Below are 22,177 nucleotides of genomic sequence, written 5' to 3'. Positions count from 1 at the left end.
CTAAGCAACCCTTACAAAGAGATTGAGAAGGTGGTTAGGGAGTCGCTTCAACCCCAGCGGATTCCAGTTACCGTCCTCTGCGGGGCCGGTCAGTAAGTACCCCCCAATCGGCAACATGGCCGCCAGCTTCTGCAGTATTAGGTGCCGCGTTTCGACGCGGTAATAGATCAGCATGTTCTGGGTGATGATCACGTCAGGAGCGGTGAAGTTCACCGGACGCTCAGCAAGAATGTTGTGCTGCTCAAAGGTGACCATGTCTCGTATCCAGGCGTGAAACCGGACCTCATGCTGGCCTTGTGGTGCAGCGACATCGAGTCGTATCTCGGGGTGCCCGCGGTAGATCCCCTGCCGCGCTTTATCGATACATGGCAGGGACACATCGGTGCCATGCACATGAAATGCTGCATGTCCAGCGCGAAGCAATGTGCATGCGATGCTGTAGGGCTCTTCACCTGTTGAGCAACCGACTGACAAGACTCTGGGAGGTCTACGAATATCAGCACAGGCGTCACGGATAGCAGATAACGATGGGGGATATCGGAAAAACCGAGTTTCGTGATTGGTCGCCAGGTGCAGAATCTGGAATCTCTGCGCTTCCTCCAGACGCCCAGACACGAACAGCTTGAACAGGCTTTCGAGGGTCTCACCAGTTTCGCATGCGAAACTGGTAAGGGCCCTCGCAAAGGCAACACGCCGGTGCTCGTCAATTTCGATGGCAAAGCGCTCCTCGATGATCTTCATCCAAGAGTTGGCCATCCCCTCATCGAGAATCAGATCATCGACTGTATTCATGCGCGTTCGCGTTGCTTGCTGTAGAAGTCTTGAATGCCACTGTGGAGGTTCTGAGCTTGGCGATTCAGGTTGTTCATTGCAGATGCAGTCTGCTCGCTCGCAGCCGAGTTTTCGGAAGCGTAGTGACGAATAGAACTCATCGTCTCGGATACCTCGGACGACTGAGAAATGAGGCTATTGGTCCGCTGATTGACGTCGTCAACACTCGTGGTGAGGCTCTCAGTAATGCTCTGAATGTCTTTCAGGGAAGCGAGCGCCGCATTGGAGCGGGTTAGCAGGCCCTGCATTTCGCTCAGTGATATGTCAACAGCGGTCTGGGTATCGCGAGCAGCTTCATTCATGTCCTTGAGCAGTTGCCCAATCTCGCTCACCACAGCTTTCGACTGGGTGCTGAGGTCCTGGACCGCTTCACCGCTCTTAGCCATCGCACGGGACAGCTCGGTATTGCCCTCGACTTGGTCCGATACCAGGTAGGCGTTGTAAGCTACCAGCTCGGACTTTGTCGCAACCTCTTTTACGAACTCACTGATCCTTTCCAGCATCTGGAACCGTTCGATCAGATGCTTGTTTCGATGCTGGATAGAGTTCAGGTGCTGGGTCTGGACCAAAATACCTTCGTGCACACCATTCACAGACTCACTGCCGGCGTGGACTTTGTTAGCCACGCTGTTGGCAACGCGCTGGGTATCACCCATGAGCTGCTGGATCAGATTGATGAAGGTATTCATGTCTGCGATCAGAGAGCTGATGTGCTCGATCGCCCGGAATTGCTCGTCACGATTGCGGTCAACATTGCGAGCTGTGGTGATGGTTTGTTCCGTCGCCGCAGCAAGCCCCATTACGGTCTGGCTGGTTTCGGTGAAAATCTCATGGAACCGCGCGAATACCTGGTTGAGCAGTTTCGCGATCTCTTTGGTGGAATCGCGATCATCTGTCAGGGTAAGGTCCAACTCTCCTCGCCCTACTCGCTCAATTTCAGTCAAAAGGAGACTCAGCTCCTTGGACCGTTCACGCTGACTACCCTCAATCGTGCTGCCGCGGGTTTCAACCGCCTGAGCCCGAGAAGCAGATACACGAGCCACCAAGAGGACACTCAGGATCGCGAGGCCGATAGTTAGACCACCCAGGACTGCCACGAGAGTTGGGTTGATGGCTCGTGCATCCGGCAAAGCCTTCACCGAAGCGATCAAGGTATCTGTCGAAGACGCGATTTTGTCCCGTGCCTGCCAGATTTCTTTAGCATGCGGAAGATTCTGGGCCGAGTTGGAGGAAAGGCCGCTTGCCTGGCTGATCAGGCTCTGAGCGGATTGAGCGCTTCGGTAGCTTTTGATCAACTCATCCATCATTGCCTTGTCACGAGGCAACGAATTCCCGAATGCGGTGAGCGCGCCTAAATACTTGCTAACCCCTGCCTCTGCGCCTTGCAGCCCGGTGGCATCGACTACTGTAGTAGCAGTGACTCCCGCTACGTCAGCTTCCAGCTCAGTGAGGGCCTGAGCCAGCTGGCTCTTCTGCTGGGAAGTAGCATTCAGCTTAGATAGCAGCGCTTCAGCCGAGCGGCCACTCTCAATCACTTTCACAACGGCCGTCTTCGCCTCCTTGGCGGCTCGGCTGAAGGCTTCGGTCCCAGACTGTCCACTGATCAGTTTGGCGATCGAGGGGGCGATGCCATCCCAGGAAGCACTCAGGGACTCCAGGCTACGCAGTACCGATTCCGGTGCGCCGGGAATACCCTTGATTGGGTCTCCATTCCGAAGATGCATCAGGGCGCGCTCTACCTGACTTTCCGCCTCGACGAGCTGGCTTGCATATGCACCATCAGCCGCTGCTTTGTCTGCCAAGTAGATGGTTTGCATAGCGGCGGACTTCAGTTCGTAGGTTTCAGCCACATAGAAGGAATCAGCCCGAGTGTCTTTAAGGAAGCTGTATCCAGTCCATGCAGCCGCGCTGCCAGTTGCGATCAGCAGGACCGCGGTAAGGGGAACGAAGGAAAAATTGTTGCTCATGCGGTCCTGTCTCATGTGAGGTCAATCGTTTGCATTTTGGGATCGGCAATTAGCGCCTGAATGTCGATGACAGCCCACGTCCGGGCGTCGCCTGTTACGACTCCGACTAGGCAAGCACCTAACCCGGGTGGGATCTTCAAATTGGCATTTGGGGCGTCAGTGAGGTTGCCCGAAGGGATGAACCCAACCACTTGATCTACGATGACGCCTACGTCACCCACATCAGCTCCGCCCCGGACGATCAAAGCCACTGGGTTACTGTGTTCTGCCCTGGACATGGTCTGAGGGATCGAGAGGAACCGAGCTATGTTCACGAAAGGAATGATGTCTCCATCCAGCTTGGTTGCTCCAAGCAACCAGGGCTTCGTTCCGGGCACTTGCGTGGGACTAACAGGAACCTGAGTGATGGCGTTTACCGCCAATGAAGGGCTCAAGCAGTAGGTATCGCCGATCCGATACCCAATGCACTTGTAACGACCGCTGGAGATATCACTGCTCATCGATAATTGCTTCCATATCAATGAGTGCTTTCGCGATCTTGTCGCCTGTGAACGGCTTGGTCAGGTAGAGATCTGCGCCTGCCAAGAGCCCTTTCTGTATGTCGAAAGGTGAACTCGCACTGGAAAGCATAGCGATGGGTAGGTGCTTGAATTGAGTCGAAGCTCGAAGGATTGAGGCAAGCTTTAATCCGTCCAGGTTAGGCATTTCGATGTCGATGAAGCACGCATCAGGCCTAGCCTCGCGAATAACACGCAGGGCCTCGTACCCATCCTTTGCGAGGTGAACCTCGATATCAGCTTTCTGCAGAAAGCCGGCCCCCATCTTCCGCATTCCGGGGGAGTCGTCGACGATGCAGACAGATCGAATATTGGACATGGAACAACTCCTGATTCATGCCCTAATAATGTTCAGGAGGTGCCCTCTTCTGGACGTACCTGCCCTTACCGACCTCAAGCAGGTAAAAACTGGTCATATCTCAATGCACGGTTATGGTCCTCCCTTGTTTCTGGAGGACCTATGCGTAAGTCAAACCACCGGGCTGCATTCGCCAGTGATCCCAAATTTCTGGAGCGGATTGCAAGGCAGCTCCAAAGCGAGCCAACATCTACCCTGCCCTCCCCTGCTGATATAAAGCCGAGCAAGGCCGTCCAGCGCCTCGAAAAAGTCCAAACCGCCAATATGGATGGGAGGAAAGACAGGATTAGCCTGGAATCTACATCCAGGGTACTGACCATTTGCTTCCCCGGGGCGAAGCTGGTCTCTCTCAACACCATGCTCCGCGTCCACGACGCCAAGGCCACCCGCCTGAAGAACACATGGCTGAAACGAGTGGAGGCCCTTCGATACACCTACAAGGCTGTTCTCGAGGAATGGATAGCCATTGCGACCTATCCTCTGTTGGTCGAGGAGGTATACATCACAGGTGAGAGCAGCTTGCTCGACCCAGAAAGTGTTACCGCGGCCTGCAAACCGGTTATTGATGCACTTGTTTCGAATGGGTTCTTGCCGGACGATGATCCATCCCACATTGCTCACCCCTTACCCTACACCTCCAGAGGCGAGTCTCCTGGCCTGGTGATTTGCTTACGTCCTGCAGGGCGGCCTTGGGGACTAATCGAAGATGCAACGATTCAGGTGGCCAGCTCATTAGGGCGTTGATTTTTGCGGCCAATCCGTTATCCCTCGTGTATCATGTTTCACGAACGCACGAGGGTTTCACGTGTATCAATCAGAGACCGGAATCAACCCCACAGAGTCCCATTGCCTGGGTATCAACCTAGTACCTGTTGAGCACCGAGACGTCGATGTTGATCTCATGCAGCCTGGCATCTGGCAAACCCGTAGGAACTTCACTCTTGCAGAGCTGGAAGAGCTAGGTGACAGCATGGTCAAGGCCGGGGGGAATGTAACCCCGGTGGTGCTATGTCCCCGGGCTCAGGGCGGCTACTTCATCATTTCCGGCGAACGACGTTGGCGCGCGGCGCAACTCAAGATGATCCCACGCCTGCATTGTCGGATCGGGCACTACACGGATAACCAGGCCCGTTTCATTTCTGCTGTAGAGAACGTTCTCCGGGTGCAACTCAACCCGATCGAAGAAGCTCAAGCCTATGCAGACATACAAGAAACCGGTCTCTCCCACGAGCAAATAGGCAAGGAGCTGGGTAAAAGCAGGTCGCACGTCTCCAACTACCTGCGGTTGCTCACCTTGGACATCACTGCCAAGGACTTCCTGATCCACGGCAAACTCACCGCGACCCAGGCTCGCCCGCTGTGCTCACTCGACTCGAAAGGCATCCAACGTGAAGTCGCGACGAAAGCCGTAAGACTGGGGTGGAGCGTTAAGAGGATCGAAGATGAGGTTGCCAAGCACCTCAACAAGCCTAAGCCAAAGGTCAACTTGCCCAAGCAAGACGCCGACATCGCACGTCTGACCCGGCTGGTATCCGATCACACGGGGTATCCCTGTGTGATTCAGAAGACACCAAGTGGCAATTGGCAGATGGGCTTTCTCATGACTGGTGACGATCAATTCGCAGGGCTTCTGGAGCGGCTAGGCATCAAAGTCGACGAGTGTTAGCCCCTACCCTCGAATTTGGGCACTCCGTTTCCATTATTACGACAGAAGCCATTGTTATGGCCCTGCCGAACCTTGCCGACCATCCTGCGGGTAGCCAGAGGCCGAAGGTATAATTTCGCATGCTAAACCGACCATTCCCGGTGCCAACTCTGCTGGCTATCGCTCTGACGGCAGTGTTAGCCGGTTGTACCTCCACCCACGAGCCGGTGGAGCTAGCTTCCATCGAGCCTCAATCCCAGTACGATCAACGTATCCAGGATGGTCTCGGTAGCCAGAAGTACACCGAATCGCAGATTCTCTACATGCGCCGCCTGAACGAGTTCAAGGATCAGATTGATTCGCTCGAAAAGCAAAAGCAGGCCTTGGAGGCGTCGCTTTCTACAACAGCGTACGAACAGGATCTAGGCTCGGGTAAAGCTCCCTCAACTGAGTCGAGCCGGATTGAAGAGTTCCAAGCGGCAACCCAGGCCTCACAGGCCCGGGTTGCTGAAGAGAATTCAAAGGCGGCCATACGCCAGTCCATCATTGAGAATGACCGTGACCGCGCCTTACTCGAGGCTGAGAATCGAGCAATGGCTGAGATTGAGCAGTTGAAAGCTGCTGATGCAGCCAAGCAGGCCGATCTGGCGAAACTGAAAGCTCAGCTTGCGGAACAAAAGGCGGAAAGCTCCCGCACTCTTGAGAAGCAACGCTTTGCAATGGCGGTAGCTAACGCGGACGCTGAACGGCGAGCAGCAAATGCGGTTGTTGAAATCAATAACCAGATTAGTGAGCTGAAAGGGCAACTCTCCCAGCTTGAGACGAAATTGGCAGCGGCTCAGAAAGAGCATGAACGATTGGCTGATCTCTCCCGTCAGCTGCAGACCCCTGTGGCGGTAACAGCAGCAATTACGGATCAGCCTTCGCCTGAGATCAGGAGCTTAACAGAGAGCCGAATCGCCGAAATCAAAGCACGACTCGCGCGTGAGAAAACTGAAATCACCGCCAAAGCCCGGACAGAGGTAGCGGCCTTGACGGCCGGCGCTGAAATCAAAAAGGCTACAGTCGTGGCCCCGGTCGTCACTGGTCGAGCGGTCTACGCAGGCTCCTATGGTGAAAAGCCAACCACCTACGCCAAGGTTGACGACAAGCCGGTCAAACAAGATGCGAAGCCTCTGGCTATCGCATCCAAGCAGGCACCAGTAGTAACTGTGGCCAAGTTCGAGCCTAAGATCTCTCCGGTTGTGATTCAGAGGGGCTCAGATGCTGGTAGCGCGGTGCTTGCCGGCGGCCCTGTGACATCTTCAGTACAGTCCCCAGCACCGATCGTCGTATCCCCAAAGTCACGTGTGATCTACGACGTCCTCTACGTTTATAAGGATGAAGGTAGCTGGCAGAAGTTCCAGCGCTACCTGGAAGCTTACGGGATCAAGGATTTCGAACCGGTACACAAAGGGAGCACGTACTACCTTTACATGGGGCGCTTCTACGACAAGCTCGCTGCAGCGAAGCGCGTCGAGTATTTGAACCGCACGACCAATACCAATCATGCGACCGTGCACCCGCAAGAGGTGCCGATGTAACGCCGGTTTAGCATGCGAAACTCAGTGAGAAGGGGCGAGGGGATTCGCCCCTTTTTGTTTATTGATTTCGCAATGCGGTCGCCGCCATGAAAAAAAGCTGCAAAGCAGGTGTTTTGACTTGAAATGGACTGCAATGCGGTTAGAGTGGACTCCATTGCAGACAAGGAGCCTCACATGGCCGCAATCCCGTTCAAGAAGAGAAAACTGCTCGCCGACGTCCATGCTGTTACTAACCAGAAGGGCGGCGTAGGCAAAACGACGATCGATTTCCATTGGCTGGTTTACTTGGTAGAGCAGGGATACCGCGTGCTGGGTATCGACCTGGACAGCCAAGGCAACTTCTCCAGTCGACTCGCGCCTGATTCCCGCAATGGAGGGCTCCGCAGCGCGCATCTCTTCAAAGAAGAACTGCCTGATCTCAAGCCCCTCCAGACGGCTCTCGGCGCCGACTTGATCTATGCCCTGAACAAAGACGATGAGTTGAGTTCAGTAGAGCAGATTGGCTTGTCGGCGGTAGGTCCCTTTGCCAAGCACATCCAAAAGTTGGCAGAGGATTACGATTACATCGTAATCGACACCCCACCTACCAATGGGGTGCGGATGATTGCGGCATCTGTGGTATCGGATCACATCTTTGTACCTGTGGAGCTGGCGGCGTTCGCTGTAGATGGCGTGATTTCTCTAATCGAGACGTTCGATATGGTCGGGCCGTTGTTCGGCACTCAGATCACTCCAACTGGGATCATCTGCAACAAATACAACACTCGCGTGAACGCTCACCGCGAGTCGTTGGAGGACCTGCGAAAAGTAGTTGGTCCCAAAATTCTTCAAAACAGTCTCTCGATCCGAGGTGCAATTGATACCGCGCTGCGCCAGTGCAAGCCCGTTTGGAGCATGCGAACCAATGGTGCTGAGCGTGAGACCGGCGTAGAAATGATCAGGCTGATGGAGGAAATGGCGCACCGAGCAGGCGTAGAAATCACGCCTGTGGTGATCGCACCGAAGGTGCCTCGGAAGAAAAAGCCGGTAAAGAAAAAGAGCCAATCGCGCGCTAAGAAAGTGGGGGCAATCTAATGGCTAAGACACTAGACCTAGGGAGTTTGACTCGACTGAATGACCTGATGGACCTTGGCCGGGCCGCACAGGAGAATCAGATTATTCTCCTCAGCGTAGATCAGATCGAAGTCAAACCTCAGGTGAGGAAAGACTTCAAGGAGATCGAGGAACTGGCAGCTAGCTACGATGACGAAGGGCAGCAAACCCCTATCATCGTTGGTCCGATGAATCCTGAAACTCAGAAGTACCCCTTGAAGAAAGGCGGTCGTCGCTATGCCGCTGCGGTACTTCGCCCTGGCTTTAAGCTGAAAGCTATCGTTGACGGCAAGAAACGCACGCCGGCCAAGGAGATCCTCTCGCAGCTGATCGAAAACGAGCAGCGGCAAAATCTCAACCCCTATGAGGTTGGTCAAGCCTTGGCTGAAGCCAAAGCTGAAGCTAAGGCTGCTGGAGAGCCCCTGTCCAACCAGGACTTGGCTACCTATATGGGGAAAAGCGAGACCTACATCTCTATTCATTTGGGACTCGCAGACCTTCCCGAGGAACTGGTTGACCTGATCAAAGGAGGCGTTACGAGCGACAGCGAAGTCTTACGGGAAATGAAGCAACTGAAGAACCTTCAGCCCGAGACGTTCACTGCATTCATTGAAAGGGCAAAAGCGGAAGGCTCCATCAGCAGGCAGCAAGTACGTGATGCGGTCAGAGCAGCAAAAGGCAAGACGGTGCCCACGAAAGCTCCTCCGGCACAAGAACCGCAAACTGAACAGCAAGCTGGAAAAGTCGGGCATCCATCTCAAGATGGGGTGGGGAAGGGTGGTAATTCTTCTCAGGCGAACCCTCCTAGTCAGACCGACCAGTCCCCAGTTTCGCATGCTAAACCCGAGGGGCAGTCAAAAGCCCAGGGCCAGGGCGAGACAAATACGCCAGCAGCTGTAACCACCCCTTCGCAGGAACAGGGGCCGGCCGCTGCGCCGAATAGTTCTTCGAAGAAGAATGGTAAGGGATACATACCGATTACTGCGGAGCGTCAGGTAATCGGTATCAAGGTTGCACTGGACAGTGCGGTAGCGTCCGGGTATTTGATGAATGATCGCGTCAGCGAAGATCCTTCCAAGGCATGGTGCATGCTGATGATCGGCGGATCACAACAGCCCAAGCAGATAAAGGTGGATCAGATCGACATCGTCAGCGTCGCAGCGATGGAGACCGATGGCTGAACTAAAACTTCAGTAGGGGAATAGGGCGCCTCAAGCAATTGAGGCGCCCTTTTTCATTTTGGGACACGGCGTACTTGAATGGCGGGGTAGGGCGACCTATCGTGAAGGCGTTTTCTCGTGATCTCCCGCTGTTGGTGAACTCACTGATAGCTGATCACAACCCGCCCCCGCCTTTGAATTCAAGGGTTGTGGTGGGAGATTGGTTCAGTGACTGTATTCAGTCGCCGTTCTGATCATCTCGCTTCAAGGTGAACCTGGTGCTTTTCACTTGGTTCATCGTTTTGCGATGTTCCAGTTGCATTGCATCTTGATCATCGTGATCTACCTGCTTCACGTTCTTTAACAAGTCAGTGTCGCGTGAGTTCGTAAAGGACTTCACTCTGCGATTTTGCGTTTTGGTGTGAACACGCCCATTCGCCAATTTTGCTGAGCTGGTTGCTGCGTTGTGGTGACATTCGCTCGGTTTGGTGTTTGGTGTGTGCCCCCTTGGCCTCATCATTCGCTATTCCGTCGCAGAGTGTTTTCTAAGCAAATCTCACTCGACCCCTAGGGCGATCCACATCGCCTTCGGGAGGGTAGTGGTCGTCTCAATTCACATTGAGGACCACGACATGAAATATGCACTCACCTTTGCCTTTGCGCTTTCTGCTGCTCTCTTCCTTTTTCAGGGAGATGATGCGCGAAACACAATGACGAAGGTCCAACACGACAGATGTGCTTCCTTTGAAGCTGCTGGAGTTGAATGCTGATCTCGTGCCCTATGACTTAGTCAAGGGCACCCCTAATACAACCTTTGCAGGCTGTATTAGAGGTGCCCTAGACAGATGAGACGAAAGGCCCGGCGCAGCGATGCACCGGGCCTTTCTGCATTTGTAGACTTCATGTCCTTGATTTCAGCTGGGGGCCTCCTTAGCGTTGGAGGTGATCTTTCCCCCAGCTTTCGCATGCGAAATTCCGCACGGATGTCTGGAGAAGATTCCAGTCCCAGAATTCTGGAGCTGGGCTCTTTAAAAACTCGCGCTCGCGCAATTCCCACCCTTAGGGCAAGCCATCCCTAAGGGGACGTGGCTGCCTTGCAATTGGAGGTAGCTATGGATCGTCAAGACGACAATCGTCCGAAACTGTCTGAGGAAGTCCTGGAGCTGGTGAAGAGCAACGGCGGTTGGCTTAACGTGATCCCACGTTTGACTAGCTCGTTCGATGCTGCACTCAAGAACCATGGACATCTGGTCGACTGCCCTTTCCCACACCGTCACCGGAATGGGGGAGGGAAGAGTGATTTCAGATTCTCAAACAAGCCGGGCTACGAAGACCGCGCTATCTGCTCCTGCTTGCAGGACGGTGGCCGGGACCCAGTAGAGCTTCTGATCCTGGACGGCGTCGGTCGCAACTTCACCGACGTAATGTTCAAAGTCAGAGATGCACTAACAAGCGGCAAAAGCTATACCCGTAAGGTCACTCCTGTAGTGGTCAATTCACGGGCTGGCATAAGTCCGGAGGATGAGCAGAAGCGGAAGGCGAAGCACATCAAGACTGCACAAGGCTTGATCTCGCTAACCCACCCGGATGCTCTTCCTGGCCGTTTGTACTTTCAACACCGCGGTATCCCGCTTAACAGCAACCTTGGTGACGTGAAATTCCACCCGGCCCTCGAGTATTACGAAACCCGTAAGAAAGATGGTCAGGTTGTGAAGGAGCTCATCGGTCGGTTCCCGGCCATCGTGTCGGCGTTTCGGAGCAGGACTGGTCGAGTGGTGAACTTCCACAAGATCTACCTGACTCCGGATGGTCATAAGCTGGAAGGTGTCTCGAAGGTGAAGAAAATTGATTCCCCGTTGTCTGGCTTCAAAGGAGCGTCAATCCGAGTAGCAAACGTCGAAGGTTGCAGGACGCTGCATGTGACCGAAGGCGTAGAGAAAGGATGGGCAATCCACCTGGCAACAGGCGAGTCTGTTCGAGTAGCGCATGCCTGCACCACTCTGGCGACGTTGTTTGTCGATCGTGCTGAATTCGATAGGGTAGTTATCTGGTCTGATAACGACCCATACAACGAAGCACGTGGGAAATATGGCGATGGACAAACCTTTGCGTGGAAGCTCTTTATTGAGCTGATGCGTAAAGGGTTCGAGGTGGCCTTCATGCTGCCCGATGTGATTCACACTCCTGGAGCCAAGGGCCAGGATTGGGAAGATATCATCGTGGTTGAGAAGGTCTTTGGACAGCCATTGCCGCAACGCTTCCACCTCCTACGTGCGAAAGCATGCGAAGGTGGGATCTTCATGGGCTTCAAGCCAGCCAACGCAGATGGCTTGCTCAGTGCCTGTGCGTGAGCGCTCAAGAAACCCCGGTCCAGCTTTTGCTGGTCTGGGGTTTTTTTTCGCATGCTAAACCCAGAGTAGGTTTGTTTCGACCTTGGACATCTTGACTACTAGGATGTGCTCGGCTAAAAAGTGTCTGTCCCATTTGCCTTTCTCCGAAAGAGCAAACCCAGACTACGTTGGTGAATTCACCGAGGTTTTCTGGGGTGCGACTCGATACTCGAATTCGAGTTAGATGAGCACAGACATTGTTGGAACAGACTGGACGATCGTCTGATCAGTCCACAATCTCGAGATACCAGGCATGTCCTTTGCTCCTGCAAGGTAGACGTGTTCCAGGAACGTGTATCTCCCCGCCATTTCGGTATGTGTGTTCGCACGCTAACCAGTCAAAGGCACCCTCCAGCTTCAATGCTTACCCCTGCACGGGATCTCTTCGCGAGCTTATTCCCGGTGCAGCGGGGATATAGGAGGAAACACCATGACAGGCCAAGTTGAACTTCTCGAAGCTCCATCCTTGTGGCAACAGCCAGAAGGTGAGCAATTGGAAATTGCGCAAGGGCGTTTTTTCCGCGGAGAGGATGACCAACCTGAAAAAGAATCTGAAGTCGTAGACTTCTAAACCATTCAAGAACCCACGAGGGCGACAAGATTGCCCTCGGGTAGTCGTGTGCGCCTAGAAAAGGTGATCCCATGACTTCGTTCGTGAATCCGCATTACATCTTCAATCCACTCCCGGATGAAGTAGACATAACGCTGTCTCCAACGCAGATCATGAAATCCATGGTTTGCACTCGGCTGCTGGGGTACTACCGAGCTCGTGTAAAACCCGAGGCAACCCCGCTCAACCTACTGTTCGGCTCAGCCTTGCATTGGGTGATCGAAGGGTTCGTCAAGGGATACATTCCAGAGGAGGAAATGGCCACTCAGTTTATTAACAAGTTCGAAGGTTTATCCGACGGAAAGTTGATAAGCATGGCCAAGTCTAAGTCTCGGGAAACAGCAGAGGTTCTTGGTAAACAATTAGCTGCAGGCTTTCCGTCTTACTTCCGTAATCTTGGCCTCAAGCCACTGATTATTGAAGGACAGTTCAAGTTGAAAATCGCTGAGCGTACCTTCATCACGCTAGTAATCGACTTTGTCGGTGAATGCACAAAACCTATATTCAACCCGAAAGGGGAGATGTTGGCTGATGTTGGCGACGTCGTGATCTTGGACTGGAAAACCGCTGCACAGCCTGAGGGTGAGTTGTTTTCCCGATACGGGTATCAGCTGACCTACTACTGGCTGGCAGTGAAATTAGCATGCCAGCAGTTGGGAATCAGGGAGCCAAAGCTTTGTGGTTATGCCTCAGGGCAGAAGCCCAACATCACGAAACCGGACTCCAAATCAGTTGTGAACGCCATCTGGCATCCAGTCCACTGGGTAAAACGGACGGCGGCCGACATTGGGGAAGCAGTGGAATATGCCCGCGTAGTTGCCAAACGGCTTCGCGCAGGTGAGTTTTTCCGTGCCCCTCATATGGCCTACGACTCACCCTGCGATAGTCACTCCAAACGGTGTGACATGGCGGGGCTATGCCTCGAAGGTTGCTTGTCGGGATATAGCGTTAAAGCAGGTCTGACACTTGCAGACCTAATCTGAATTTAAACAACCCTGTGGGGCAAAACAGCCCTACGGGGCTGGTGCGCCCTCGAGGAGGCTACATGCGTGAGTCTTATCGAATGGAGCGCTACGCTCAACGTGCTGTACGAATTCGCCGTGACAAGGAAGCTGAGGATCTCGCCAGTCGTAAGATTGGTGATTTCCTGATGCGGAATTACTTGGCCGAAGGCGCCTTACTAGCTGAAGAGTTTGGGAGGGTGTCGTACCACGAGCGTTTACAACTTATTGCCAACTCCTCTGAACTCATCATGAGCTCCGACGGGGAGGAAGGCATCAATGTGGTCTGGGGCTCGAATAAGCAGGTACTAACGCACAGGTTGCTGTCTCCGAGGATTCGGAGCGACTTCCACGGTGCGCATTACCTCGGTTCGTGGTCCCGCTCGATGCCCAAGTGGAAACACAATGAGCTTCGAGCTGAAATCAAAGCCAAGTTAGAAGCCAGAGTTAAGGACCGAGTTGAACTGCGTAAGCAGGGCATGCTCGACTTCTCTCTGGATACTGACGATATGCCACCGCTATTCCTCCAACCGGAGGGCTAATTTCCAGCCCTTTCGGGCCGGAAGTTCAACACTTCCGGCGGGACGCCCTGGTCGTGTTTCACATAACACGCGACGGCGTAACTTTGGAGGCAACATGAGCTACATAAAAAACCTGATGGTCGTGATCATCGCGTCCATCATGGGTGCTTCTGCCTCCTCCCTGTTCGTAGGATGGTCTACTAATGAACTTCGCATAGTCTTTGTGGTTTCCATATTGATGACTGCACTCATTACGTTGAACTCAACGGCTCAGGGACGGAAGAAGCGTCCTAAAATGAAGCCGACGCGCACGGTAAAACGTAAATCGCGTCGGGCAAAGAAGCGTGCACGTAGCCCCTAGGTGAGTAGAGGATCGAAAGAATCTCTTATTACTCATCGCGAGGATGCGACCATGTCTTTCAGTGTGACTCTCGGAATCCTGTTTCTTGCATTCGCAATTTACTGGGGTTGTGACTACGTTGAGCGCCGGCGTGCCGGTGGCGACGTAGGTGGAACACGAAGCAGCACGCCATAAATTCCATGGACATACCCTGGGGGTGAAATTCCCCTTAGGGATGATCACCTCTGGGGTTAGGACAGGAGAAAAACCATGAACTAACTAAACTAGAAGGTGAATACCATGAAAACCAAAAAATCCAAGTTCGTTTCTAACCTAAAGCTATCAGTCGGGTTCGCCCTGTATGTTGGCTGCGGGGGAGATATACCAGCACCAAAAGCAATTGTTCCGATGATGTATTGGTCGGTGATCATTGCCGATTACGTGCTGCGGACAACGAACATAATTCGAAAATTGCTCAAACCGATTCTTCTCCACACCCCACTGGGGATGGCTTTCCTCGCTACGAGGTTTGCCCTGGATCTGGCCCTCGCGGCCTGTCATGCGGAAATGAAGCACATCGGAAAACCGGCCCGGTGATCGGGTTTCGGGTGGCCATCACCCGGATTTCGGGAAGGAGCATTCAATGAAGGCGTTTCAACAAGGCAAAGAAGCATATCGTTCGGGCAACTCCAACCAATCCAATCCGTACCCATCCATGTCCCAAGAGGGCAGGGCATGGGCAATGGGCTGGTTGGTAGCGAAAGAACCAGGCAACTGGGACGACATCGCACGCCTCTACGACGACCAACCAGGCTAAGCCAGGTCGGACCCTCCCGACCTGCAGGCGGGAGTGAACTCTTCAATTCTCCCGTCTGCAGCGGGTAGGAGCTTTTAGCAATGCAACAACGCCAATACAGCGACAACGAACTGTTCGGGATCATCCAGGAAGTCTATTTCGGGGCAACCAGCTGGGAGCAAGGCCGTCAGGCTGCGCTACGAGGCCGGACCTTATCTGACAACCCTGAAACTCCCGACACCATCTCCTACGACGAGTGGAAGAAGGGGTTCGTTCATGGAGCCGTCTACGACGTTCCTCAGTCAGAGCAAATCGAAGAGATCGTGATGGTTGGCATCCTGCCGGTCATTGAGGTCCAGGTATTGCCAGCACGCTCCTTCTGGGCCGTGCTGAACAACCTGCAAATCGATCTGCATCTCTCGGTTCCCGAGCTGGCTCGGAGAATCGGACTCGCAGAAGAGCGACTGTGCGCTGGGATGATCATGTTCGGGTTTTACGACTCGGATGCGATCCCCATGTACGACCGCGTAGCCGTCTAATAACGGGCCCCTTAGGGGCCTCTCCTTGCTCTGTGAGCTGGACCAAACATCCAGCTCAGTGCTGGGTGTTTGCTCGAGGTCACCGATCTCACAACACCCGGCTCCGCGCCCGGGTGTACATCTCAATGCCCCGTGCGCGGCGGGTGCGAGGAAATACAAATGAACAACGTAGCCAAGAAGAACATCACCGTCGAAGAGATCAAAGCCGCTCACATCCAAGCTGTCACCAGCCAGAAGTTCGAGCCGGTAATGGTCCACGAGCTGTTCGGCTTCTCTACCCCTCTGAAGGGTTTTGAGAAACCGATCCCGGTACCGGCAGAGCGTCATCCGCTTTCGCCGAGTGTCGACAGCAATTACGTGTTCAATGAGAGCCTGGTTCGCCGGGTTCTCCTGAGCATGGCGACGAAAGACTCCATCATGCTGGTAGGCGAGAAGGGGACCGGTAAGTCCTCCCTCATCAACCAGATCAATGGCCGTCTTAACCGTCCGTCAATCGCAATCAATGCCGGCCCCGGTGTTGATGAAGGTTACCTGGTAGGGTTCCGTACCCTTGGGAAGGACGGTGTGAAAAGTGTTGATGGTGTGCTGAGTTATGCCTATCGCCATGGGCTGAGCTGCACCATCGACGAAATCTGCAGCCTGAATCCCGGCGTGCTTCTCAGTCTGAACGACATCCTCCAAGGTGATGAGGTCGTGACGCTGAAACACCACGGGATTGACCCTGAACTGGACCCGAGGGAACTCCTCGGCCTCGAAGGTGGGATGAACATCGTTCGTCACCCGTCGTTCCGGTTGTTCGCAACCGATAACACTGGTGGTAAGTCCTCGCGTGATCCCCGGTATGCCGGCACGAAGGGACAGAACGCTGCAGTACGTAGCCGCTTCACCTCCTTCAAGGCCAACTTCATGTCGGCTGAGAAAGAGATGGCTGCTCTGCATGGTCTGAACACTGGAGTGGATGATCTCAACATCCAACTGATGGTTGAGTTCGCGTTCCGGTTCCGTGTTGCGTTTTCGCAGGAGGAGGCGTTCGACAACATCTCCTTCCGTGAGCTCAAACGCTGGGTTACCAAAATGGCTCTGTATGATGATCTGGATGAATCCTTCGTCGACGCTATCTACGGCAACCTCGAAGAAGCGGACCAGGCTCTGGCCCGCGAACTCTTCGATGAAACCTTCGATCGCGACCTCGTACTTCCGGAAGAGTACACCACCTCGGTGGCGGACCAGCTGGATGCGCTGACGAAAGCTGCGGTTAGCAATGCGGCTCAGATAGCGTAAGGAGGTAGGTGATGTTCTACCTGACGAACGATTCGGGACGTTTCATCGCTGTACGTGGGGACGTGAATACGTTCCTCGTGACAGTGTGGGACGGTTCAGTCATGCGAGGTGTTTCCGGTAAGAAGGAGTTGCTCTGCGGAACAGCGGAGGAAGCCTGGGAGCATGTTTGTGCCCAGGTTGCCGACGCTCGAAGCAACGGCTATTCGTCGCAGCCAATCGATCATTCCCCCGTGGAACTCGATGCAGCCCAGTCGATAGTCGCTGAGTTTGACCTCCTAAGCCGGGGAATCTATGTCCGTGTCAAAAGCTGCACTGCAGAGCAGTTCAATGAGGGGCTTGCCCACTTAGAGAATGTAGTTCGGGTGCTCATCGATGCGGGTCACCCCCTAGCTTTCAGGATGGTAGGCAATGAGTTTGAAGTCGCTTTGAACGGGGCTTCGATTCGTAAAGGCATCGCCTCGGTACGGGACTGGGAAACCATGTCCCCGAAGGGGCGAGAAATTTTCGAGGAAAGGGGCTTTATCGACAGCACCAACCTGCTGCCAAGCGGGAAGGGGTTATGGCGATTTAGAACCCAAGAGTCGGTTTTGGATGTCTGTGCACGGGCTTTTCTTGCCGAGCTCAACAAAGCCGGAGCCGAGTTCTCGGTAACGAGTGACTCTGACTACACCCTCGATTTCCAGCGACCGTTCCAACGCCAGTCCGTTCAAGAAATGGACTGGTACAAGACGTTCCCTGGCCTTCTGAAGGTGCTTGAAGATGCCAGTCTACTAGGTGGCTCCAGGACCAAGGTTTCGGTGCCCACCAACATCGGTATGTCCCTGTTCCTATAACTAGGCCCCATGGGCCTCCCTCCATGTGAGCTGGACAAATCCGGCTCATGCCGGGTTTGTTCTAACGAGCCCGGCACCGCGCCCGGGCTCTTTTTCTACATAGCCCGTACGCGGCGGGTGAGAGGTAAGACCATGAAAATCGCAATCACGAAACTGGATGCTGCTCTGGATAAGTTCTGGATTGGCGTTGTGCTGCATGCCTACCACCGTTTGATGAGTGCGCATTACCGCCGTAAGGCGGCGCGCCTCGCCCAAAAGGTTCAAGGCCGTGCAAACGAGATCCAAAACCCCGCCTACCAAGTGCGGGCCAAAGATCAGTTTTTAAGCCATCGCCACCAAGTCCTGCGTCATGACTTGGAAGCAAAATTGATCCGCGGGGAAACCTGCTGATCCATGCGGACTGCCCCTTCGGGGGCAGTCACTCCGCTCAGTGAGCTGGACCAACAATCCGGCTCACAGCCGGGTTGTTGTTCGAGGTCATTGATCTCAAACCACCCGGCTCCGCGCCCGGGTGTTCATCTCGATGCCCCGTGCGCGGCGGGTGCGAGGAAATACCCATGAACCTGATTCAGAAAGCAATCAAAGCAGCAAAAGACAAAGTCCTGCTCAAGTACCACCGGGTTGCCGCTCGGATGTACCTGAAACGGGCTACGTACGTTGCAGACCAAGTGATCTACACCCGCTTTAAGGTCCCCACTCAAGCACTTCGTGTGCTGCGAGAGAAGGCCAATGAGCACAACCAGAAAGCCTACGCAATCCGGAAGGGAGTCTGATCATGAGTAAGCTGCAACGTACCGCGAAACAGTTCCAGGACGGTTGGATTTCCTTCCTTCGTGTTCTGGCAAGAAACTCCAAGATCAAGTTCGTGATTCGTCCGAATGTCAGACCGTGCACCGACGGTAAGGTCGCGTACCTGCCGTCTCTGCCGGCGAATTTGACAGAGGAAGACTTGATCCTGTTCAAGCGTTGGGGTTACCACGAAGTCGGCCACATCATGCACAGCGATGTGCCGTTTTTTCAGGAGTTCAGCATGGAGCATGGTGCCTTCGCGGGCCTGCTGCTGAACGCTGTCGACGACGTGTATATGGAATACGCTCAAACTCGGTCTTCTCGACGTTCTGAGCGTTTCTTCCGTCAGGGAGCAGCGATCATGTTCGATCGCGGCATGTTCCGGGACGGAAGCCAAAGCCCCCAAGAAGCATTTGCGAGCTACACCTTGTGCTTCCTTCGCAGCCGTCGGTGGAGTGAGTACCAGCAGCCTCTAGCGGCTGTTCGGAAAAACTTCGATGCCCACTTCGGTGAGCATGCCGACCAGGTGCGCGAAAACCTGGAAACCATCCTTCTGGCTGAGTACCCGAGCGTTCGTTCCACTCAAGACGCCGGCGATCTCACCCTTCGGCTGATCGAAATGCTGAAGCAGCAGCGTGACCAGCAGGATGAGCAGCCCCAAGAGGAGCCTGAAGACGACAATTCGGAAGGTGACGAAGGGGATGACCAGGACGATCAGCAATCCTCGCAAGGGGATGATGAGAGTAATCAGGAAGACGATCAGACCTCTGACAACGGCCAAGGCCAGGGCCAGAAAGTTGATCAGGAACCTACCAACGGTGACACCGGTGGTCAGGGTAGCGATGACGGTAAAGCTGAAGACGAGTCCGACTCCAAGGCTGATGGCCAAGGTGCGCCGGGCGAGGATGACGCTGATGCCAATAACCAATCCGAGAATGCCCAAGGCGACAGCCAAGGGCAAAACGGGGTCGACCTCGCCGAGTTGATCGAGCAAATGCTCAGCAGCAATGGTGGTGACGATTCCGAAGTCCTGGATATGGACAAAGTGATTCAGCAACTCGCGACTAGCATCCAGAACGGTACCAACCCGGACTATCAGGATGCTGCTCCGGTTCCAGCTTTCGAAGTTGAACCGAGCGATGTGGAGAACCAACCCTCACTGGGGGCTGGAACGGTCAAGGACCTGGTCGAAGGGATGCTTGTTTGCCCTGCTGACAAGGAACATGCACGTGAACTGGCTGATGCGCTAGACCGCAAGGTCAATGTACTGGCCACGAAACTGCAGGCCTACCTGTTAAACCGAGAAGAAGCGGACGTCTACTCGACGCGCCGCGGTTCGCTCGGACAATCTCACCTCTACCGTGCAGGTATGGGAGACAGCCGTATCTTCGAACGTAAAGAGGAAACGGTACTCCCTACCGCAGCGGTCTCTGTTCTTGCAGACCTTTCCAGCTCGACAAGCTGGGTTGATCCTAGCGTTCTCGCGACGTTGGCAAAGGCGAAAGCCAAGGCCATTGCTGCTGGGGAAGCTATCAATGAAAAAGAGTACGAGGTGCAGACTGTTGCCAAATCCATCCAGCAGAGCCTGCTGATCATGGAGAAGGTGTTCCACAGGATCGACACTCCACGCGAGTTCTTGGGCTTTGCTCCAAAAACTGGCCATCTCAACACGGTGGTGAGGACCTTCGGGGACTCCCATCAAAACGCGGTTGACCGCATTGGCGGTCTGGACAGCATCACCGGCGGGAATCACACCCCGATTGGTGAGGCGGTTTTCCAAGCAGCCCAACGCCTGGCAAGCCATCCGGCACAGAGGAAGCTGATGTTTGTCCTCACGGATGGTGCTCCGTCGTGTGCGACCCTGGCTACAGAACAGACTGCGTTAGCGGTCGACGCTGGAATCAAGGTGGTGTACCTCCTCATCGGCAATGAGGTCCGAAAGGACTGGCTGGAAGAGGCGGGTATCCCGTACGCCGTTGCTGCAACCGCAGATGACGTTGGTCCAGCTCTTCTGGAGCAAGCCAAGCAGCTGCTGATGTAACCACTGATGCCGCCCTTCGGGGCGGCCTCCCTCTCTCCAACGAGCTGGAAAACCATCCGGCTCGCGCCCGGGTGTTCTCAATGATCACCCCGTGCGCGACGGGGGAGGGCAATTCAATGGCAACTCAAACTCAAGTCTACGGACGGTCAGTAGACAGCGTTTTGCACTTTCGTCGCGAGTCCACAGGAGTTCGTCTTACCCAAGCCGAACTCCAGGGCTACATCGAGGAGGTAGGGACATTCGCGCGCGATCTTCGGGTCCGGGATGAGGGCAACACCCTCGTCTTGAGCTTCAGCTGGATGCGTGAAACCTACAGCTATGTGCTGGACAAAACAGAGTACGGCTATTCCCAACGCACTCCGCTGGGAGAGGGCACGATTCTACGTCTGCTGTAACAGTGGCCCCCTCGGGGGCCTTCCTTGCTCAGTGAGCTGGACCAACAATCCGGCTGACTGCCGGGTTGTTGTTCGAGGTCATTGATCTCAAACCACCCGGCTCCGCGCCCGGGTGTACATCTCAATGCCCCGTGCGCGGCGGGTGCGAGGAAATACCGATGACTCAAGTAATCAGCGCTGCAAATGACAACAAAGTAGTAGTAATCAACCTGCTGGTTTCCGCAATGGCGGCCGATCGTCAGATCGATCTCGACGTGCTGAATATCAAGGTTGAAGAGTTGCACGATGAGATCCGTAAGCTGGTGACTGAGAAGATCTTCCCGAAAGACTTTCTCCGTAACTACGCCCGGCTCCGTGAAAACGGCGAAACCCTCCTGAAGCAAGACGGTTCCATCATGTGCTCCATTGGGGCAGTGATGAGCCGCAGCGAAGCGGTCATCAAGATCCGTGAGCTGAACAAGATCAAGGAGGAGTGGGCTCAGCAACTCGCTAAAGATGAACCTGGCTATCAGGCAATGTGCGACAAGCACCTGCTGGAGATGAGCCAGAAGGCAATTGCAAAAGGTGCCGACTCTGCCCAGGTAATGCTGCTGGCCGAACACCTTCGTAAGCGCCAACCAACTTGGGAAGAGGTAGCCGCACGGTTCAAATTCGAGTTTGTCGTCACTCCGGTAACAATGGAGGATGGCGAGTTCGATGCGGACCTGTATGAAGCGCAACGCGACAGCGTTGTTGCTTTGCGGGAGGGTGTCCTCGGAGCAGTCATTCAACACGTCTGCAAAGAGTCCATGGAGATCCTGGAGACCCTCGACAAGAAGACAACCGGGAGCCAATCGGGCGAAGTGAAGGTTAACCCCCGAACTGTCCGTCGTGCTCAAGCGATGTGTGTGAAGCTGAACTCCCTGGCTTTCATTCACCCGCTTATCCGTCCCCTCCATGACGCCCTGAAAAGCGAAATGGACAAGGTGCCGGCTAATGGTTTTCTCACTGGTGGTGAATTCCAAAATCTGCGGGAATGCCTGAAGTCTCTGCGCGACCAGACCATCGTTTGGGACCGCTTGAAGAACGGCCAACCCCTGATCCAGGTAGCAACCACTGCTGCTGCGAGCAACACCGCACAGCAAGCTCTTGCGACTGCTCAAGCCAACCTTGGGCAAGCTCAGCAAGCAACTTCGAACCAGCCTGCTTCAACCGCTTCGGCGGCCACGGCGTCAATGCCTGCAACTTCGGTTGTGAGCACTGTTCAGGCTGGCGCTGCTGCACCTGCAGCAGCTGTAGCTCAAACCACGGCAACTCCGGTTGTAGTGGCACAAGCTACCGACGAAGAGGACGACACCACGGTCCCGGACGCGGTTGAGTCCACGCCTGTTGTGCAAGAAGAGCCGAAGCCGGCTCTGTCGCAGAACTTCGCGCTGTTCCTCTAAGCAATACCTCCCTCCCACCCCTGA

23 protein-coding genes are annotated in these 22,177 nt (G+C 54.6%); 19 read left to right on the top strand and 4 right to left on the bottom strand.

The genetic code is table 11. The annotated features are described in order from the left end of the window. The 4 genes from EKA13_RS00445 to EKA13_RS00430 are packed head-to-tail and all read right to left on the bottom strand — an operon-like array spanning window position 1 to window position 3,674. Complete coding sequence (locus EKA13_RS00445; RefSeq protein ID WP_042857813.1) at window positions 1-792, bottom strand: CheR family methyltransferase; 792 nt, start codon at window positions 790-792, stop codon at window positions 1-3. Then, the gene (locus EKA13_RS00440) at window positions 789-2,798 is read right to left on the bottom strand and encodes a methyl-accepting chemotaxis protein (RefSeq protein ID WP_223218647.1); all 2,010 of its coding nucleotides are present in this window, start codon (window positions 2,796-2,798) and stop codon (window positions 789-791) included. The genes EKA13_RS00445 and EKA13_RS00440 overlap by 4 nt, the downstream gene beginning before the upstream one ends. An 11-nt stretch (window positions 2,799-2,809) precedes the next feature. Continuing rightward, window positions 2,810-3,298 carry a chemotaxis protein CheW gene (locus EKA13_RS00435; protein ID WP_019439027.1) on the bottom strand — a complete coding sequence of 163 codons (489 nt, stop codon included), beginning with the start codon at window positions 3,296-3,298 and terminating at the stop codon, window positions 2,810-2,812. Next, window positions 3,288-3,674 carry a response regulator gene (locus EKA13_RS00430; protein WP_010792598.1) on the bottom strand — a complete coding sequence of 129 codons (387 nt, stop codon included), beginning with the start codon at window positions 3,672-3,674 and terminating at the stop codon, window positions 3,288-3,290. The genes EKA13_RS00435 and EKA13_RS00430 overlap by 11 nt, the downstream gene beginning before the upstream one ends. A gap of 141 nt (window positions 3,675-3,815) precedes the next feature. Between EKA13_RS00430 and EKA13_RS00425 the strand changes: the two genes are divergently transcribed. From EKA13_RS00425 to EKA13_RS00345, 19 genes are all read left to right on the top strand, one after another. Then, window positions 3,816-4,457: a hypothetical protein gene (locus EKA13_RS00425; RefSeq protein ID WP_019484884.1), complete on the top strand. Its 642-nt coding sequence runs from the start codon at window positions 3,816-3,818 to the stop codon at window positions 4,455-4,457. A 61-nt stretch (window positions 4,458-4,518) separates the two neighbouring features. After that, window positions 4,519-5,379, top strand: a complete 861-nt coding sequence (locus EKA13_RS00420; protein WP_019484885.1) for a ParB/RepB/Spo0J family partition protein — start codon at window positions 4,519-4,521, stop codon at window positions 5,377-5,379. 119 nt (window positions 5,380-5,498) lie between these two features. Then, window positions 5,499-6,941 (top strand): coiled-coil domain-containing protein, encoded by a 1,443-nt coding sequence (locus EKA13_RS00415; RefSeq protein WP_042857812.1) that lies wholly within the window; start codon window positions 5,499-5,501, stop codon window positions 6,939-6,941. Window positions 6,942-7,115: 174 nt separating this feature from the next. Next, a complete protein-coding gene (locus tag EKA13_RS00410; protein WP_010792594.1) occupies window positions 7,116-8,015 on the top strand; it encodes a ParA family protein in 900 nt (299 codons plus the stop codon). Beyond that, a complete protein-coding gene (locus tag EKA13_RS00405; RefSeq protein ID WP_042854767.1) occupies window positions 8,015-9,214 on the top strand; it encodes a ParB/RepB/Spo0J family partition protein in 1,200 nt (399 codons plus the stop codon). The genes EKA13_RS00410 and EKA13_RS00405 overlap by 1 nt, the downstream gene beginning before the upstream one ends. A 1,091-nt stretch (window positions 9,215-10,305) precedes the next feature. Continuing rightward, on the top strand, window positions 10,306-11,544 hold the full coding sequence (locus EKA13_RS00400; protein ID WP_042854769.1) for a DUF7146 domain-containing protein: 1,239 nt from the start codon (window positions 10,306-10,308) through the stop codon (window positions 11,542-11,544). Between the two features lie 469 nt (window positions 11,545-12,013). Continuing rightward, the gene (locus EKA13_RS27730) at window positions 12,014-12,154 is read left to right on the top strand and encodes a hypothetical protein (RefSeq protein WP_019439024.1); all 141 of its coding nucleotides are present in this window, start codon (window positions 12,014-12,016) and stop codon (window positions 12,152-12,154) included. Between the two features lie 71 nt (window positions 12,155-12,225). After that, complete coding sequence (locus EKA13_RS00395) at window positions 12,226-13,176, top strand: PD-(D/E)XK nuclease family protein (protein ID WP_019484889.1); 951 nt, start codon at window positions 12,226-12,228, stop codon at window positions 13,174-13,176. 62 nt (window positions 13,177-13,238) lie between these two features. After that, on the top strand, window positions 13,239-13,736 hold the full coding sequence (locus EKA13_RS00390; RefSeq protein ID WP_065285155.1) for a hypothetical protein: 498 nt from the start codon (window positions 13,239-13,241) through the stop codon (window positions 13,734-13,736). Between the two features lie 619 nt (window positions 13,737-14,355). Then, window positions 14,356-14,652 (top strand): hypothetical protein, encoded by a 297-nt coding sequence (locus tag EKA13_RS00385; RefSeq protein WP_010792588.1) that lies wholly within the window; start codon window positions 14,356-14,358, stop codon window positions 14,650-14,652. A gap of 46 nt (window positions 14,653-14,698) precedes the next feature. Continuing rightward, window positions 14,699-14,872 (top strand): ribosome modulation factor, encoded by a 174-nt coding sequence (locus EKA13_RS27725; RefSeq protein ID WP_010792587.1) that lies wholly within the window; start codon window positions 14,699-14,701, stop codon window positions 14,870-14,872. A gap of 80 nt (window positions 14,873-14,952) precedes the next feature. Continuing rightward, window positions 14,953-15,390, top strand: coding sequence for a hypothetical protein (locus tag EKA13_RS00380; protein WP_010792586.1), 438 nt, complete (start codon window positions 14,953-14,955; stop codon window positions 15,388-15,390). Window positions 15,391-15,549: 159 nt separating this feature from the next. After that, window positions 15,550-16,671, top strand: coding sequence for an AAA family ATPase (locus EKA13_RS00375; RefSeq protein WP_010792585.1), 1,122 nt, complete (start codon window positions 15,550-15,552; stop codon window positions 16,669-16,671). Between the two features lie 11 nt (window positions 16,672-16,682). Beyond that, window positions 16,683-17,504 (top strand): hypothetical protein, encoded by an 822-nt coding sequence (locus EKA13_RS00370; RefSeq protein ID WP_065285154.1) that lies wholly within the window; start codon window positions 16,683-16,685, stop codon window positions 17,502-17,504. A gap of 132 nt (window positions 17,505-17,636) precedes the next feature. Continuing rightward, entirely contained in the window at window positions 17,637-17,894 is a 258-nt protein-coding gene (locus tag EKA13_RS00365) for a hypothetical protein (protein ID WP_019484895.1), read from the top strand. Window positions 17,895-18,061: 167 nt separating this feature from the next. Then, a complete protein-coding gene (locus tag EKA13_RS00360) occupies window positions 18,062-18,277 on the top strand; it encodes a hypothetical protein (RefSeq protein WP_019484896.1) in 216 nt (71 codons plus the stop codon). 2 nt (window positions 18,278-18,279) lie between these two features. Continuing rightward, the gene (locus EKA13_RS00355; protein ID WP_019484897.1) at window positions 18,280-20,334 is read left to right on the top strand and encodes a vWA domain-containing protein; all 2,055 of its coding nucleotides are present in this window, start codon (window positions 18,280-18,282) and stop codon (window positions 20,332-20,334) included. Between the two features lie 116 nt (window positions 20,335-20,450). Beyond that, window positions 20,451-20,729 (top strand): hypothetical protein, encoded by a 279-nt coding sequence (locus EKA13_RS00350; protein ID WP_023111008.1) that lies wholly within the window; start codon window positions 20,451-20,453, stop codon window positions 20,727-20,729. A 158-nt stretch (window positions 20,730-20,887) separates the two neighbouring features. Then, on the top strand, window positions 20,888-22,153 hold the full coding sequence (locus tag EKA13_RS00345) for a DUF3150 domain-containing protein (protein WP_019484899.1): 1,266 nt from the start codon (window positions 20,888-20,890) through the stop codon (window positions 22,151-22,153). Window positions 22,154-22,177 lie beyond the last annotated feature (24 nt).

The sequence above is a fragment of the Pseudomonas defluvii genome (genome assembly GCF_001695625.1).
Taxonomy (GTDB): Bacteria; Pseudomonadota; Gammaproteobacteria; order Pseudomonadales; family Pseudomonadaceae; genus Aquipseudomonas; species Aquipseudomonas defluvii.
The sequence above is the reverse complement of the archived record's forward strand: the minus strand, read 5'-3'. Positions and strand labels throughout refer to the sequence as shown.